This window comes from Bradyrhizobium sp. SOJA106, from assembly GCF_059448745.1.
Genome location: NZ_CM182549.1, coordinates 2,908,783 through 2,923,710, shown reverse-complemented (window position 1 = coordinate 2,923,710; position 14,928 = coordinate 2,908,783). Strand labels below are relative to the sequence as shown.

Below are 14,928 nucleotides of genomic sequence, written 5' to 3'. Positions count from 1 at the left end.
CTGTCGTCGCGCGCCGGCGCATATCAGCTTTCACTCCTCGGCACTTGCCTCATCGCCGGCACCGAGCCCTGCCAGACTCTGTTCGAGCTCGCCGAGCATGTCCTGCAATTCGGCGAGCTTGCGGGCGCCGAAGCGGCGCGTGATCTCGGCGTAGATCGCCTCCGAGGTCGGCGCCACCGAGGCCATCAGCTTCACGCCCTCCTTCGATATCGAGACCATGCTGCGGCGCTGGTCATTCTTCGCGGTCTTGCGCTCGATCAGATGGCGCGCCTCGAGGTCGCGCAGGATGCGCGACAGGCTCGGTCCGAGCAGGAACGCGGTGCGCGCGAGTTCCGTGACCTCGACCGCCTCGATGGCCGCGAGCGCGCGCAGGATGCGCCATTGCTGTTCGGTGAGGCCGTGCTCCCGCAGCGAGGGGCGAAACTGCCGCATCACGGCCTCGCGCGCCCTGAGCAGCGACATCGGCAGCGAGCGCGAAAAGTCGCGCATCGGCACCTGCCGTGCGGCAGGCGCACCACCATTGGCCGGATCGCCGGGTCGCTTCGTCATGGCACCCTTTCAGCCCGCAAAAGTTTGCAGTGCAGCAAAGCAAGAATCCGTTTGACGCATTCACTTAACATGTTAAGTATCTCCGGACACCACGATTTGTAAGATCACAAATGGCGCTTTCCAACGACGATATCCAAGCTTGCGCGCGCCGTCTGCACCAGGCGGAGAAGACCCGCAGGCAGATCCGGCAGCTCTCGCAGGATTTTCCGGAGATCACCATCGCCGACGCCTGCGCCATTCAGAAGGCCTGGGTCGACGTCAAGATCGCGGAGGGGCGCATCGTCAAAGGCCACAAGATCGGCCTGACCTCGAAGGCGATGCAGAGCGCACTCAATATCGACGAGCCGGATTCCGGCGTGCTGCTCGACGACATGTTCTTCGCCGATGGCGGGATCGTTCCGACCGAGCGCTTCATCGCGACGCGCGTGGAGGCCGAGCTTGCTTTCATCATGAGCAAGCGGCTCGCTGGGCCCAATTGCACGATGTTCGACGTGCTCAACGCCACCGACTTCGTGGTGCCGGCGCTGGAGATTTTGGACACGCGGATCGAGCGCGTCGATCCCGAGACCAAGGCGACGCGCAAGATTTTCGACACGATCGCCGACAACGCGGCGAATGCTGGCATCGTGCTCGGCGGCCGGCCGATCCGTCCGCTCGACGCGGACCTGCGCTGGATCGGCGCGCTGTGCTTCAAGAACGGCCAGCTGGAAGAGACGGGGCTTGCCGCCGGCGTGCTCAATCATCCCGCGACCGCTGTTGCCTGGCTCGCCAACAAGATCGCGCCGCTTGGCCTTGCGCTGGAGCCAGGACAGGTCGTGCTCGCCGGCTCCTTCATCCGCCCGATCGAAACTCGCAAGGGCGACACAATTCAAGCCGATTATGGCGCCTACGGCTCGGTGAGCTGCTACTTCGCCTGAGAGATGAAAATACAGGGAGTGAAACCGCGATGCCGCATTTCACGATCGAATATTCGGCCAATCTCGACCGCCGCCTCGACATCGCGGCGGTATGCGAGGTCGTGCGCAGGGCGGCGGTCGAGACCGGCATCTTCCCGCTCGGCGGCATCCGCGTCCGCGCGATCCGCTGTGAGCATTATGCCATTGCTGATGCGCGGCAGGACTACGGTTTCCTCGACATGGTGGTGCGGATCGGCGAAGGCCGCGATCTCAAGACTCGCCAGAAAGCCGGCGAGCATGTGTTCCAGGCGCTCTCAAAGCATCTCGATCCCGTCTTCGCCGCCGGCAAGTTCGCTCTGTCGTTCGACATGCAGATCAACGACAAGGACACCAGCTGGAAGCGCAACAACATCCACGACGCCCTGAAAGTGGAGGCCGCACATGGATAAGCCGATCCCGAAAGCCGACATGTTCCAGGCCAATCGCGACCGCCTCGCGCCGCTCTTGAAGAAGCTGCGCGCCGACGGCATCGGCCACATGATCGACGGCAAGACCGTCGCCTCGATCTCGGGGGAGACCTTCGAGACGAAGTCGCCGGTCGATAACGCTGTGCTCGCCACCGTCGCGCGCGGCAATGCGGAGGATATCGATGCGGCCGCGACCGCCGCTGCCCTCGCCTTCAAGTCCTGGCGCGACATGGGGCCGGCGATGCGGCGCAAGCTGCTGCATCGCGTCGCCGACGCCATCGAGGACAACGCCGAAGACATCGCGGTGCTCGAATGCATCGACACCGGGCAGGCCTACCGCTTCATGGCCAAGGCCGCGATCCGCGCTGCCGAGAATTTCCGCTTCTTCGCCGACAAATGCGCCGAAGCGCGCGACGGCCTCAACACGCCGAGCGAGGAGCACTGGAACATCTCGACCCGCGTGCCGATCGGCCCGGTCGGCGTGATCACACCGTGGAACACGCCGTTCATGCTCTCGACCTGGAAGATCGCCCCGGCGCTGGCCGCCGGCTGCACCGTCGTACACAAGCCGGCCGAGTGGTCGCCGGTGACGGCGTCCATTCTGGGAAGGCTCGTCAAGGAAGCCGGCGTTCCCGACGGCGTGCTCAACACCGTTCACGGCTTTGGCGAGGAGGCCGGCAAGGCGCTGACCGAGCATTCCGCCATCAAGGCGATCGGCTTCGTCGGCGAGAGCGCGACCGGCTCGGCGATCATGGTTCAGGGCGCGCCGACGCTGAAGCGCGTGCATTTCGAGCTTGGCGGCAAGAATCCCGTCATCGTGTTCGACGACGCCGATCTCGACCGCGCGCTCGATGCCGTCGTGTTCATGATCTACTCGCTCAACGGCGAGCGCTGCACCTCGTCGAGCCGCCTGCTGATCCAGCAGAGCATCGCGGAGAAATTCGTGGAGAAGCTGACTGCGCGCGTCAAGGCGCTGAAGGTCGGCCATCCCCTCGACCCGGCAACCGAGATCGGGCCGCTGATCCACGAACGTCACCTCGCAAAGGTCTGCTCCTATTTCGACGTCGCGCGCCAGGACGGCGCAACCATCGCGGTCGGCGGCAAGACCTATGACGGTCCCGGCGGCGGGCATTATGTCGAGCCGACGCTGGTGACAGGCGCGCACGGCCAGATGCGCGTCGCACAGGAGGAGGTGTTCGGGCCATTCCTGACCGTGCTGCCGTTCAAGGACGAAGCCGACGCGATCGAGATCGCCAACGACATCCGCTATGGCCTCACCGGCTATGTCTGGACCAACGACGTGGGCCGGAGCTTGCGCGTCGCCGATGCGCTCGAGGCCGGCATGATCTGGCTGAACTCGGAGAACGTCCGCCATCTGCCGACGCCGTTCGGCGGCATGAAAGCCAGCGGCATCGGCCGCGACGGCGGCGACTACTCGTTCGACTTCTACATGGAAACCAAGCACGTCTCGCTGGCGCGGGGCACCCACAAGATTCAGAGATTGGGAATTTAGAAACGCCGTCGTTCCGGGGCGACGGGACCGCGCAAGCGCGGCCCGGAGAACCCGGAACCTCGAGATTCTCAGGTGCGCAATTGCGCACCATAGTTCGGTCCTGAAGGACCGCCCCGGAATGACGGAGGCCTAGAGAGGGAAACGCCAATGCCCGTACCACAACACGTCTTCGAGCCGCCGTTCAACATCATCCGCTCCAGCCACGTCGTGCTCGAGGTGACCGATCTGAAGCTGAGCCGCGAATTCTACGAGACCACCGTCGGCCTGCATGTCGAGGATGCCGACGACAAGGTCGTCTACCTGCGTGCGGCCGAGGAGCATCAGCATCACTCGCTGGTGCTGCGCAAGGCCGCCGCGCCGGCCTGTAGCAGGCTCGGCTTCAAGGTCGGTAATGACGGCGATCTCGACAAGGCCGCAAAGTTTCTCTCCGAGAACGGCCTCGCCTACGCGTTCGCGGATCAAGCGTTCCAGGGCCGCACGCTGCAGTTCACCGATCCCTTCGGCTTCCAGATCGAGCTCTACGCATCGATGGACCGCCGGCCGCATCTCTTGCGCCGTTACGACCTCTATCGGGGCTGCCATCCGCAGCGGCTCGATCATTTCAACGTCTTCGCCGCGGAGGTGCAGGACACCGTCGATTTCTACGCACGGCTCGGCTTCCGCCTCACCGAATATGCCGAGGAGGACGGCCCGAACGGCCGCATCGCCGCCGCCTGGATGCATCGCAAGGGCAACGTCCACGATTTCGCCATCACCAACGGCAAGGGCCCTCGCCTGCACCATTTCGCCTACTGGACGCCGACGGCGATGAACATCATCCATCTCTGCGACGTCATGGCCTCGCAGGGTTTTGTGAAGAACATCGAACGCGGCCCCGGACGCCACGGCATCTCGAATGCGTTCTTCCTTTACGTGCGCGATCCCGACGGTCATCGGCTGGAGCTCTACACCAGCGACTATTTTACGGGCGATCACGACCACGAGCCGCTGCGCTGGTCGCTGCGCGATCCGCGCCGCCAGACGCTATGGGGCGCGCCTGCGCCGCGCTCCTGGTTCGAGCAGGGCTCGCCGTTCACGGATCAGGCCGTGCGTGAGCCGAAGTTCGTGGCCGACGTGCTGGTGGCGGACTGATGAAGCTCCCTCGCCTCGCCACCTATTCCGTCAAGGGTGATGTCAGCTACGGCGCCGTCCTGGAGAGCGGCATCGTCGATCTCTCCGCGCGCTATGCGAAAAACTATCCGACGCTGCGCGAAGTCATCGCCGCCGGAAAGCTCGTGAGCCTTGCCGAAGAAGCTGCCGGCCGCGCGCCGGATCACGCGCTCGCCGATATCACCTGGCTGCCGCCGGTGCCTGCGCCGGAGAAGATCATCTGCATCGGCGTCAACTATCCTGATCGCAACGCCGAGTACAAGGACGGCCAGGACGCGCCGAAATATCCGAGCATGTTCATGCGCTCGCCGCGCTCCTTCGTCGGCCACGACACGCCGCTGGTGCGCCCGCGCGCATCCGCCCAGCTCGACTATGAGGGTGAGATCGTGCTGGTGATCGGCAAGCAAGGCCGGCACATTGCGGAAAGCGCCGCGCTCGACCACATCGCGGCGCTGACGCTCTGCAACGAAGGTTCGGTGCGCGACTGGCTGCGCCACGCCAAATTCAACGTCACCCAGGGCAAGAACTTTGATTCCAGCGGCAGCCTCGGTCCGTGGTTGGTGCCGTACATGCAGGAATCCCAGATCGCGGACATCCGCCTCACCACGCATGTCAATGGCGAATTGCGGCAGGACGACCGCACCAGCCGGCTGATGTTTCCGTTCCGCTATCTCATCAGCTATATCTCGACCTTCGCAACGCTGGTCCCCGGCGACATCATCGTCACTGGCACGCCGACGGGCGCCGGTGCGCGGTTCGATCCGCCGCGCTATCTGAAGCCGGGCGACGTCGTCGAGGTCGCGGCCGAGGGCATCGGCTCCTTACGCAACGGTGTCGTCGACGAAGCCTGAACAACAACGGAAGTGGAATAGTGCAATGACCACCCTCACCGGCGGCGAAGCGATCGTCAGCGGCCTTGTTGCTCACGGCGTCGACACCGTGTTCGGCCTGCCCGGCGCGCAGATCTATGGCCTGTTCGACGCGTTCCATCAGGCCCAGCTCAAGGTGATCGGCGCGCGGCACGAGCAGGCCTGCGGCTACATGGCGTTCGGCTATGCGCGCGCGAGCGGCCGGCCCGGCGTGTTCAGCGTGGTGCCCGGCCCCGGCGTGCTCAACGCCAGCGCGGCGCTGCTGACCGCCTATGGCTGCAACGAGCCGGTGCTGTGCGTCACCGGCCAGGTGCCGACGCAGTTCCTCGGCAAGGGCCGCGGTCATCTGCACGAGATGCCGGACCAGCTCGCCACCTTGCGCACCTATGTGAAATGGGCCGACCGGATCGAGACGCCCGGCAACGCGCCGACCACGGTGGCGCGCGCGTTCCAGGAGATGACCTCGGGGCGGCGCGGCCCCGCCTCGGTCGAAATGCCTTGGGACATTTTTACACAGCGCGCAGATACAGCGGCTGCACAGGTGCTGGAGCCGCTGCCAGCACCGCTGCCCGATCCCGATATGATCAAGCAGGCGGCCGCGCTGATCAAGGCCAGCAAGGCGCCGATGATCTTCGTCGGCAGCGGCGCGATCGAGGCGGGCGAGGAGATCCTCGAGCTCGCCGAGATGATCGATGCGCCCGTCGTCGCCTTCCGCAGCGGCCGCGGCATCGTCTCCAACGCGCACGAACTCGGCCTCACCATGGCCGCCGCCTACAGACTATGGCCGAACACCGACCTCATGATCGGCATCGGCACGCGGCTGGAGCTGCCGACCATGTCGCGCTGGCCGTATCGTCCCGACGGATTGAAGAGCATCCGCATCGACATTGATCCTGTCGAGATGCGGCGGTTTGCTTCCGACACCGCGATCGTAGCCGACGCTAAGGCCGCGACTGCCGACCTCGCCGGGGCCGTCAGCAAGGCCGGCTACAGCAAGACCGCCGGCCGCCGCGGCGCGATCCGCGAGGCCACCGCGAGCGCACAAGCCGAGATTCAGCGCGTCCAGCCGCAGATGGCGTATCTCAACATCCTGCGCGAGGTGCTGCCGGCGAATGCGATCGTGACCGATGAATTGTCGCAGGTCGGCTTCGCCTCCTGGTACGGCTTTCCGATCTACCAGCCGCGCACCTTCATCACCTCAGGCTATCAGGGCACGCTCGGCTCGGGCTTCCCGACTGCGCTTGGCGCCAAGGTCGCCAATCCCGACAAGCCGGTGGTCGCGATCACCGGCGATGGCGGCTTCATGTTCGGCGTGCAGGAACTTGCCACGGCCGTGCAGTTCAACATCGGCGTGGTGACGCTGGTGTTCAACAACAACGCCTACGGCAATGTCCGCCGCGACCAGCGCGAACGTTTTGACGGCCGTGTGGTGGCGTCGGACCTCGTCAATCCGGATTTCGTCAAGCTCGCGGAGTCCTTTGGCGTAGCGGCGGCGCGTGTGACTGCGCCGGAGCAGTTCAAGGCGGCGCTGGAGAAGGCGCTCAGCCATGGCGGGCCGTATCTGATCTCGGTCGAGGTGACCAGGGATTCGGAAGTGAGCCCGTGGGCATTCATTCATCCGCCGAAGCCGTAATCAAAACATCGTCGATTCGGCCTCTTGCCTTCTCCCCTTGTGGGAGAAGGTGGATCGCTGACGCGAAGCGGCAGCGAGACGGATGAGGGGTCTGTCTCCGCGGATAGAGACCCCTCATCCGCCTTCCCTTCGGGAAGGCACCTTCTCCCACAAGGGGAGAGGGAAGATTACCGCGTCCGGCGAAACGTCAAGTTGATCCGCTTCCGCCCAAGCAGCGCGTGCTCGCCCTCGGCGAGCGGCGCGACGCCGTGATAGGCGAGCCTGCTCGGCCCGCCCCAGACCACGACATCGCCATGCACGAGCCGGAAGCGGCGCGGCTTGTCGCTGCGGGCGAGGCCGCCGAACAGGAACGTCGCGGGCAGGCCCAGCGAGACCGAGACGATCGGCGCCGAAAAATCCAGCTCGTCCTTGTCCTGATGCAGCGACAGCCGCGTGCCGGGCTCGTAACGATTGACGAGGCAGGCATCGGCCGCGAAGTTTTGGAAGCCGCCCCGCTCGGCTGCGTTGCGGGCGAGATCGCGGAGGACGAGCGGCATCGCCGGCCATGGCGCGCCGGTACGCGGGTCGATGGGATCATAGCGATAGCCGGTGTGATCGGTGATCCATCCGCGCTCGCCGCAATTGGTCATGGCCACCGACATCAGATGGCCGCCGGGCGTGGCCATCCGCCGGAACGGCGATTGCGCCACGATGGCGCGCACGGCGTCGATCAGCTCGCGTTCGATCGGCTGGACGAAGCCGCGCAGCAGCACGGCGCCGTCGGCGATCTCCTCGCGCGACGGCTGCGCCTCGGCAACGCTGTCGAACAGATCAGCTGTCAATCGCAGCACTCATTTCGCATCGTGGAAGATCACACCGAGTGTATGGCGCTGGCCTGAGCGAATCCGGCTGACGCCATGGCGCATGTTAACGCGGTAGGTGCCGCGTGTCCCCTGCACCGGGCGGTGATGCACGGCAAAGGCGACCGCATCACCTTGCGCCAATGGAACCACCTCGGCGCGCGACTGCATGCGCGGCCGCTGCTCGGTCAGCACGAACTCGCCGCCTGAGAAATCGCGGCCGGGCTCGGAGAGCAGGATCGCGACCTGGAGCGGGAACACGTGCTCGCCATAGAGGTCCTGGTGCAGGCAGTTGTAATCGCCCGCTTCGTATTGGAGGAGCAGTGGCGTCGGCCGCGCCTGCCCGGCCTCGTGACAGCGCTTCAGGAACGCCGCATGCGCCCGGGGGTAGCGGATGTCGATCCCCATTGCGTCGTTCCAGCGGTTGGCAACGCCTTGCAGATGCGCATAGAGCGCCGGACGCAACTGCGCGATCAGGTCCGGCAGCGGATAGGAGAAATACTTGTACTCGCCGCGGCCAAAGCCGTGGCGGCCCATGACGATGCGGCTGCGGAAGTGCGTGTCGTCGGGGTACAGCGCAGCGATGGCGCGGCATTGGGCCGGCGTGAGCAGGCCCTTCAGGACGGCGCAGCCCTGGCTGTCGAGCTCGGCCGTGATCTGCGGCCAATCGAGGGCGTCGACGTGGGCGGCGAGGTCGAGGGACGGCGGAGGTGATTTTCGAGCGGTCATTGTCATGGCAATCACCCTTGCAGCCCGGCTTTCACCCCTGCCACCCGATTTCCGATGACTCTCTCCCCCGTCATTGCGAGGAGCCTTGCGACGAAGCAATCCAGACTGGTTCCGCGGAGGACTCTGGATTGCTTCGCTGCGCTCGCATGACGGTGGGTAGACCTAGCCCAGCACCGGCAGCGTCACCACGTCGTAGCCGTGCCTGATGGTCCGCTTCAGCACGGGATCCTCCAGCTCGAAGTCGAACCGGTCAGCCGGACGGATGCCGCCCTTGGCGGCGAACGTGCCGCCGAACATGGCGCAGCCGTCGGGGAGCTTGCCACCCGGGAAGCCGCGCGCGATGAGATCAGTGACGGGCAGCATCGCATCCAGCGTGCCCTCCTGGTAGAGCACGCGCTCGCCGTTGATCGTGGCGTAGGAACGCAGGATCATCTTGTCCCAGTGGCCGATGACGTCCTCGAGCTTCCACAGCGTGGAGGCGACCGGCTTGTCGCACATCTGCTTGGAGACCGTGACGTTGTAGGCCTCGACCTTGCGGTCGGTGTGGTCGGAGCCGCAGCCGACGAAGATGCGGCCCTGCCAGCCGATCAGCACGAACTCGACCTCACCGCTAGAATCGCCACCAGTGCATTCGATGCGGTCTTCCTGCGTCAGCCGCCGCGCCGAGGCGCGGTAGTAGATCGGCGTCGAGGCCGGCGGAGCGATGCCCATCTCCTGCAGCTCGGCGATGTGCTTGTCGCGGGCGACGGGATCGCGGCCGGTCCAGCCGGCGATGACCATCTGGTCGATCGCCAGCGTCAGCGGCGTGGTGGTGTCCTGGGCATCGACGGTGAAAGTGAGATCAAACACGAATGACGGCCTCCATGCCGGCAGCAAGCTCGAAGATACGGCGGTCCGAGCCGCCCGCGCCGGCCAGCATCAGGCCGACCGGAACCTCGCCCTCGCGATGCGCGGGCAGCGAGATGGCGCAGCCGTCGATCATGTTGATCAGGGTGCAGTTGCGCAGCGCACGCAAGTTCTGCGTGGTGAATGCCTTGTCGTCGGCCAAATCTGAAATCTTCGGCGGCGTGTTGGCGGTGGTCGGCAGCACCAGGGCGTCATAGGGCGCGATGCGCGCGTTCACGCGGGCGATCAGCGAGCGGCGCTCGTTGAGGAGATCGATGTAATCGGCCGCGCTCTGCGCCTCACCGCGCATGATGCGCACGAAGACCCTGGGATCGTAGACGTCGCCCTTGGCCGTGATGAGATAGCGGTGCCAAGCGTAGCTTTCGGAGGCCGCAAAGCCGCCCTTGGCGTTCATCGGGCCGACGTCGTGGAATTCCGCCATCTCGATGCGCTCGATGCTGGCGCCATGATCAGAAAGTGTCTTCAGCGCGCGCTCGAAGGTCGCGGCCACGGCCGCATCGAGATCGTCGAGCGCGATCGCGGTGGGCACCGCCAGCCGCATGCCCCTCACCGGGCGCGGCTTGAGCGGAACGATCGGCTCGTTGGCGAGCACGGAATCGAGAATGGCACAGCAGCTGACCGATCGCGCCAGCGGTCCGATGCTGTCGAGCGAGAACGACAGCGGCACGGAGCCGTCGAGCGGCACGCGCCGCTGCGTCGGCTTGTAGCCGACGATGCCGTTATAGGCCGCCGGAATGCGGCAGGAGCCGCCGGTGTCGGTGCCGAGCGCGCCATGCGCCATGCCGTCGAGCACGGACACCGCCGCGCCCGAGGACGAGCCGCCGGGCACATGGCCCTCGGCCCGGTTCCAGGCCCCCTTCGGCGTGCCGTAGTGCGGATTGATGCCGATGCCGGAATAGGCGAACTCGGTCATGTTGGTCCGCCCGATGACGACGAAGCCGGCGTGGCGCAGCCGCGCAACGGCCGCCGCATCGTGCTCCGCCGGATCGGAATCGTCGAGCGCGCGAGAGCCGGCGCGCGTCGTCTGCCCCTTGATGTCGAACAGATCCTTGATCGAGATCGGGATACCGGCATAGCGCGATGGCGCCGCCTTGACCTTGCGCAACCCGTCCATCGCATCCGCCGCTGCGAGCGCGGCCTCCTTGTCGACGTGGATGAAGGTGCGCTGGCCCTCCCCGGCGGGGTCCGCGATCCTGGCGATGCACGCCTCGACCAGCTTGCGGGAGGTGGTGCGGCCGCTTTCGAGGTCTTCGGCCAGCTTCGCCAGTGTCGGAAAATCGGGCATGTCTGTCTCACGGAATATTGGCGCGCGCAATCTATAGCGCTGGCTCAGTTCGACACAAGCATTGTGCGCATGATGGCATGCATGCGCATTGCTGGACCGTTGACGCGCCATGGTCGATTGTCGCATCAAGATCGAAACAGGCGGGCGTCAAGCCTGCCCATTGGAGGGCGTTCCGAGATGACCGAACCGCAGCGCGCGCGACCGAAACCGACGCCGGAGACCCAGCATTTCTGGGACGGCACGAAGGCGGGCGAGCTGCGGCTGCAGCGCTGCGACGCCTGCGCGCATGTCTATTTCCCGCCGCGTCCGTTCTGCCCGTCCTGCGCCTCGCGCAAGGTCAGCATCTTCAAGGCGAGCGGCAAGGGTTTCCTCTACAGCTACGTGATCAACCACCGCCCCGCCGCGCCCGGCTTCACGCCGCCTTACGCCATCGCGGTGGTCGAGCTCGACGAGGGTCCGCGGATGATGAGCAACATCATCGACTGCCCGCAGACGCCGGAGGCGCTGGAGCTCGACATGAAGCTCGAGGTCGCATTCCAGGAGCTAGACGACAAGATCACCCTCCCCGTCTTCCGTCCGGCAAGGGGCTAGATCATGCGCAAGAACCAGGTTGCCGTCGTCGGCGCGGCCGAGACCACCGAGCTCGGAGTCATCCCCAACGCCTCGCAGCTCCAGCTCCACGCAGATGCGGCGCTCAATGCCATTGCGGATGCCGGGCTGAAGCTGTCCGACATCGATGGCTTCGCCACCGCGGTCGAGACGCCGCAGCAGGTCTGCCATTATCTCGGCATCAAGCCGACCTGGGTGGACGGCACCTCGGTCGGCGGCTGCTCCTTCATGCTGCACGTCCGCCACGCGGCGGCGGCGATCGAGGCTGGTCTCTGCAGGACCGTGCTGATCACGCATGCGGAGAGCGGCAAGTCGATGATCGGCAAGCAGCCGCGCTTCACGGCGGCGGATAGCCTCAACGGCCAGTTCGAGGCGCCCTATGGCGTCTACGGCCCGCCCAGCATGTTCCCGATCCCCGTGCTGCGCTTCATGAAGACCTACGGCATCACGCATGAGCAGCTCGCCTCGGTCGCGGTGGTGCAGCGGGAATGGGCGGCGAAGAACCCGCGGGCGATGATGAAGGACCCGATCACGGTCACTGACGTCCTCAACTCGCGCATGATCGCCTATCCGTTCCGCTTGCTTCAGTGCTGTCTTGTCACCGACGGCGGCGGCGCGCTGATCCTGACCTCGGCCGACCGCGCGAGGGATTTTCCGAGGAAGCCGGTCTACATCATGGGCACCGGCGAGAGCGTGGAAACGCCGATGGTCAGCCAGATGGAAACGTTCAACTCCTCGCGCGCGTTCAAGACGGCCGGGCCGCTGGCGTTCAGGGAAGCCGGCATTTCGCACAAGGACGTCGATCACCTCATGATCTACGACGCGTTCGCGCATCTGCCGCTGTTCGGCCTCGGTGATCTCGGCTTCATGCCGTATGAGGAGACGGGTCAGTTCATTGCGGAGGGCAGTACCCGGCCCGGAGGCAAGCTGCCGCTCAACACGAATGGTGGCGGCCTCTCCTATATGCATTCGGGCATGTACGGCATGTACGCGCTCCAGGAGAGCGTGCGCCAGATGCGCGGCATCGCGCCGGCGCAGGTGGCCAACGCGAAGATTTCGGTGTGCCATGGCGTCGGCGGCATGTTCGCGGCGAGTGGCACCATCGTGTTCACGAACGAGAGGTAACTAACCGTCATTCCGGGGCGCGCGCAGCGAACCCGGAATCTCGAGATTCCGGGCCTGGTGCCTCGCACCATCTCGGAATGACGGACACAACAGGAGAACCGACATGAGCAAATCACTGCAGGACAAGGTCATTATCGTCACCGGCGCAGGCCGCGGCATCGGGCGCGAGATCGCGCTGCTGTGCGCGGCGGAAGGCGCCAAGGTCGTCGTCAACGATCCCGGCGGGGCCGCCGACGGCGCAGGCTCCAGCGCAACGCCCGCCGAGGAGGTCGTCGAGGAGATCAAGAAGCGCGGTGGCACGGCGGTTGCAAATTTCGAGTCGGTCGCGGAAGCGATCCCCGCCAGCAAGATCGTGAAGACTGCGACCGATGCCTTCGGCAAGCTCGACGGCGTCGTCAACAATGCCGGCATCTTGCGCGACATGATCTTCCACAAGATGAGTGTGGAAGCGTTCGAGGCCGTCATCAAGGTTCACCTGATGGGCTCGTTCTACGTAAGTCATGCCGCAGCGCGCATCTTCCGCGAGCAGGAGAGCGGCTCCTTCGTGCACTTCACCTCGACCTCGGGCCTGATCGGCAATTTCGGCCAAGCCAATTACGCCGCCGCCAAGCTCGGCATCGTCGGGCTGTCGAAGTCGATCGCGCTCGACATGGGCCGCTTCAACGTCCGCTCCAACTGCGTATCGCCGTTCGCCTGGACGCGCATGATCGGCACCATCCCGACCGAGACCGAGGCCGAGAAGGCGCGCGTCGAGAAGATCAAGCAGATGGGACCGGAGAAGATCGCGCCGATCTGCGCCTATCTGCTCTCCGACGCCGCCAAGGACGTCACCGGGCAGATTTTTGGCGCGCGCATGAACGAGCTGTTCCTGTTCAGCCAGAACCGCCCGCTGCGCTCGGTGCACCGGAGCGAAGGCTGGACGCCGCAATCGATCGCGGAACACGGCATGCCGGCGTTGAAGGGCTCGTTCTACAAGCTCGACCGTTCCGCCGACATCTTCCCTTGGGACCCCGTGTAAGGATTCCGTCTAGCCGCATTTTTAGCATCCCTGCGCTGCGATCGCTGGTTGCCTTGTCCTGAGATCGCCCCGTTTTATGCCTGAATGCGGGCGAATAGTGTCCTCCCAACAAACCTTGGGAGGAAACCATGACAAGAATACTGACCAACTCCGACGTCACCACTGCAACCGGCGGTCTCGGCCGCCGCACGCTCCTCAAGGGCGCGGCGACCGTCGCCGCATCCGCCCTGCTCGCCTCGAAGGCCGACGCCCGCGATTTCGGCGCCAATGCCGAGCCGCAGCGCTATCCCGACCCCGACATCGTCGTCATCGATCCCAAGCGCTTCAAGGCCAAGGTCGGCAACACCGCGATCAAGCGGCTCTATACCGGCTGCCTCTGGGCGGAGGGACCGGCGTGGAATGCGCAGGGACAATATCTCGTCTGGAGCGACATCCCCGCCAACCGGCAGCTGCGCTATCTCGACGATGACGGCCACATCTCCGAGCAGTTCCACAAGCCGTCGAACGAGGCCAACGGCAACTCGTTCGACACCGAGGGACGCCAGATCACCGCCGAGCGGACCCGCCTCGTCCGCTATGAGCACGACGGCGCGGTGACGACGTTGGCCGAGCAGGCGAACGGCAAGCCGCTCAACGGCCCGAACGACATGGTGGTGCATCCCAACGACAAGGCGATCTGGTTCACCGATCCCGGCTACGGCGCGATCAGCATCTACGAGGGCAAGCTTGCCAACACCGGCTCGCTCCAGCCGTACCAGAAGGAAGCGGTCTACCGGCTGGATGCACAGACGGGGCAAGTCGCGAAGGTCGCCGACGAGCCGTTCAAGCCGAACGGCATCGCGTTCTCTCACGACTACAAGAAGCTCTATGTCTGCGACACCGGCATCACGCATTACCCGCAAGCGGAGAACGTGGTGTGGTCCTACGACATCGACGGGACGAAACTGTCGAACCCGAAGAAGCTGATCGACATGAAGCTCGAGGGCAAATCAGGCTTCCCGGACGGATTGCGCGTCGATACCGAAGGCAACATCTGGGTCGGCGCGGGCTGGGTCGGACCTGGCTATGACGGCGTGCAGATCTTCGCACCGAACGACGGCGCGCGGATCGGGCAGATCCTGTTGCCGGAGACCTGCGCCAACCTCTGCTTCGGCGGCAAGAAGCGCAATCGCCTGTTCATGACCGCGAGCCAGTCGCTGTACTCGGTCTATGTGGAGACGCAGGGCGCGCATTTCTGCTGAGAGGTAAAACGTCATTCCGGGGCGATGCGCAGCATCGAGCTATGGTGCGCAATTGCGCACCTGAGAATCTCGAGGTTCCGGGTTCGCCCTGCGGGCGCCC

General features: G+C 65.2%; 15 protein-coding genes. 10 read left to right on the top strand and 5 right to left on the bottom strand.

Features of this window, described 5'->3' with window-relative positions; translation table 11 throughout:
• Window positions 1–30: 30 nt before the first annotated feature.
• Window positions 31–549, bottom strand: coding sequence for a homoprotocatechuate degradation operon regulator HpaR (hpaR, locus tag AC5V87_RS13060; protein ID WP_456839703.1), 519 nt, complete (start codon window positions 547–549; stop codon window positions 31–33).
• Window positions 550–659: 110 nt separating this feature from the next.
• Here hpaR and hpaH point away from each other — a divergent pair, with 110 nt between their 5' ends.
• The 6 genes from hpaH (at window position 660) to AC5V87_RS13030 (ending at window position 7,076) form a co-directional block, all read left to right on the top strand.
• Window positions 660–1,466: a 2-oxo-hept-4-ene-1,7-dioate hydratase gene (gene hpaH / locus AC5V87_RS13055; RefSeq protein ID WP_495371212.1), complete on the top strand. Its 807-nt coding sequence runs from the start codon at window positions 660–662 to the stop codon at window positions 1,464–1,466.
• Window positions 1,467–1,495: 29 nt separating this feature from the next.
• Window positions 1,496–1,894 (top strand): 5-carboxymethyl-2-hydroxymuconate Delta-isomerase, encoded by a 399-nt coding sequence (locus tag AC5V87_RS13050; RefSeq protein WP_495371211.1) that lies wholly within the window; start codon window positions 1,496–1,498, stop codon window positions 1,892–1,894.
• On the top strand, window positions 1,887–3,425 hold the full coding sequence (hpaE, locus tag AC5V87_RS13045; RefSeq protein ID WP_495371209.1) for a 5-carboxymethyl-2-hydroxymuconate semialdehyde dehydrogenase: 1,539 nt from the start codon (window positions 1,887–1,889) through the stop codon (window positions 3,423–3,425). The genes AC5V87_RS13050 and hpaE overlap by 8 nt, the downstream gene beginning before the upstream one ends.
• Before the next feature lie 147 nt (window positions 3,426–3,572).
• Window positions 3,573–4,556 (top strand): 3,4-dihydroxyphenylacetate 2,3-dioxygenase, encoded by a 984-nt coding sequence (gene hpaD / locus AC5V87_RS13040; protein WP_456839707.1) that lies wholly within the window; start codon window positions 3,573–3,575, stop codon window positions 4,554–4,556.
• Complete coding sequence (locus tag AC5V87_RS13035) at window positions 4,556–5,425, top strand: fumarylacetoacetate hydrolase family protein (RefSeq protein WP_495371207.1); 870 nt, start codon at window positions 4,556–4,558, stop codon at window positions 5,423–5,425. The genes hpaD and AC5V87_RS13035 overlap by 1 nt, the downstream gene beginning before the upstream one ends.
• Window positions 5,426–5,450: 25 nt before the next feature.
• On the top strand, window positions 5,451–7,076 hold the full coding sequence (locus tag AC5V87_RS13030) for a thiamine pyrophosphate-dependent enzyme (RefSeq protein ID WP_456839709.1): 1,626 nt from the start codon (window positions 5,451–5,453) through the stop codon (window positions 7,074–7,076).
• 167 nt (window positions 7,077–7,243) lie between these two features.
• On the opposite strand, the gene alkB is transcribed toward AC5V87_RS13030, so the two are convergent.
• From alkB to AC5V87_RS13010, 4 genes are all read right to left on the bottom strand, one after another.
• Complete coding sequence (gene alkB, locus AC5V87_RS13025; protein ID WP_456839710.1) at window positions 7,244–7,897, bottom strand: DNA oxidative demethylase AlkB; 654 nt, start codon at window positions 7,895–7,897, stop codon at window positions 7,244–7,246.
• Window positions 7,898–7,906: 9 nt separating this feature from the next.
• Window positions 7,907–8,650 (bottom strand): 2OG-Fe(II) oxygenase, encoded by a 744-nt coding sequence (locus AC5V87_RS13020; RefSeq protein WP_495371206.1) that lies wholly within the window; start codon window positions 8,648–8,650, stop codon window positions 7,907–7,909.
• A 156-nt stretch (window positions 8,651–8,806) separates the two neighbouring features.
• Window positions 8,807–9,493: a DUF2848 domain-containing protein gene (locus tag AC5V87_RS13015; protein ID WP_456839712.1), complete on the bottom strand. Its 687-nt coding sequence runs from the start codon at window positions 9,491–9,493 to the stop codon at window positions 8,807–8,809.
• A complete protein-coding gene (locus AC5V87_RS13010; protein ID WP_495371205.1) occupies window positions 9,486–10,835 on the bottom strand; it encodes an amidase in 1,350 nt (449 codons plus the stop codon). Before AC5V87_RS13010 ends, AC5V87_RS13015 begins: the two co-directional genes overlap by 8 nt.
• Window positions 10,836–11,012: 177 nt before the next feature.
• Here AC5V87_RS13010 and AC5V87_RS13005 point away from each other — a divergent pair, with 177 nt between their 5' ends.
• From AC5V87_RS13005 to AC5V87_RS12990, 4 genes are all read left to right on the top strand, one after another.
• A complete protein-coding gene (locus AC5V87_RS13005; protein WP_495371204.1) occupies window positions 11,013–11,426 on the top strand; it encodes a Zn-ribbon domain-containing OB-fold protein in 414 nt (137 codons plus the stop codon).
• A 3-nt stretch (window positions 11,427–11,429) separates the two neighbouring features.
• Window positions 11,430–12,569: a thiolase C-terminal domain-containing protein gene (locus AC5V87_RS13000; RefSeq protein WP_495371202.1), complete on the top strand. Its 1,140-nt coding sequence runs from the start codon at window positions 11,430–11,432 to the stop codon at window positions 12,567–12,569.
• 103 nt (window positions 12,570–12,672) lie between these two features.
• Window positions 12,673–13,587, top strand: a complete 915-nt coding sequence (locus AC5V87_RS12995; protein WP_495371201.1) for an SDR family oxidoreductase — start codon at window positions 12,673–12,675, stop codon at window positions 13,585–13,587.
• Window positions 13,588–13,715: 128 nt separating this feature from the next.
• Window positions 13,716–14,828: an SMP-30/gluconolactonase/LRE family protein gene (locus tag AC5V87_RS12990; protein WP_456839717.1), complete on the top strand. Its 1,113-nt coding sequence runs from the start codon at window positions 13,716–13,718 to the stop codon at window positions 14,826–14,828.
• Window positions 14,829–14,928 lie beyond the last annotated feature (100 nt).

What these genes read in the sequence shown, in the direction of transcription:
- hpaR (WP_456839703.1), bottom strand. Translation starts at nt 549, where the DNA reads ATGACGAAGCGACCCGGCGATCCGGCCAATGGTGGTGCGCCTGCCGCA.
- hpaH (WP_495371212.1), top strand. Translation starts at nt 660, where the DNA reads ATGGCGCTTTCCAACGACGATATCCAAGCTTGCGCGCGCCGTCTGCAC.
- AC5V87_RS13050 (WP_495371211.1), top strand. Translation starts at nt 1,496, where the DNA reads ATGCCGCATTTCACGATCGAATATTCGGCCAATCTCGACCGCCGCCTC.
- hpaE (WP_495371209.1), top strand. Translation starts at nt 1,887, where the DNA reads ATGGATAAGCCGATCCCGAAAGCCGACATGTTCCAGGCCAATCGCGAC.
- hpaD (WP_456839707.1), top strand. Translation starts at nt 3,573, where the DNA reads ATGCCCGTACCACAACACGTCTTCGAGCCGCCGTTCAACATCATCCGC.
- AC5V87_RS13035 (WP_495371207.1), top strand. Translation starts at nt 4,556, where the DNA reads ATGAAGCTCCCTCGCCTCGCCACCTATTCCGTCAAGGGTGATGTCAGC.
- AC5V87_RS13030 (WP_456839709.1), top strand. Translation starts at nt 5,451, where the DNA reads ATGACCACCCTCACCGGCGGCGAAGCGATCGTCAGCGGCCTTGTTGCT.
- AC5V87_RS13020 (WP_495371206.1), bottom strand. Translation starts at nt 8,650, where the DNA reads ATGACAATGACCGCTCGAAAATCACCTCCGCCGTCCCTCGACCTCGCC.
- AC5V87_RS13010 (WP_495371205.1), bottom strand. Translation starts at nt 10,835, where the DNA reads ATGCCCGATTTTCCGACACTGGCGAAGCTGGCCGAAGACCTCGAAAGC.
- AC5V87_RS13005 (WP_495371204.1), top strand. Translation starts at nt 11,013, where the DNA reads ATGACCGAACCGCAGCGCGCGCGACCGAAACCGACGCCGGAGACCCAG.
- AC5V87_RS13000 (WP_495371202.1), top strand. Translation starts at nt 11,430, where the DNA reads ATGCGCAAGAACCAGGTTGCCGTCGTCGGCGCGGCCGAGACCACCGAG.
- AC5V87_RS12995 (WP_495371201.1), top strand. Translation starts at nt 12,673, where the DNA reads ATGAGCAAATCACTGCAGGACAAGGTCATTATCGTCACCGGCGCAGGC.
- AC5V87_RS12990 (WP_456839717.1), top strand. Translation starts at nt 13,716, where the DNA reads ATGACAAGAATACTGACCAACTCCGACGTCACCACTGCAACCGGCGGT.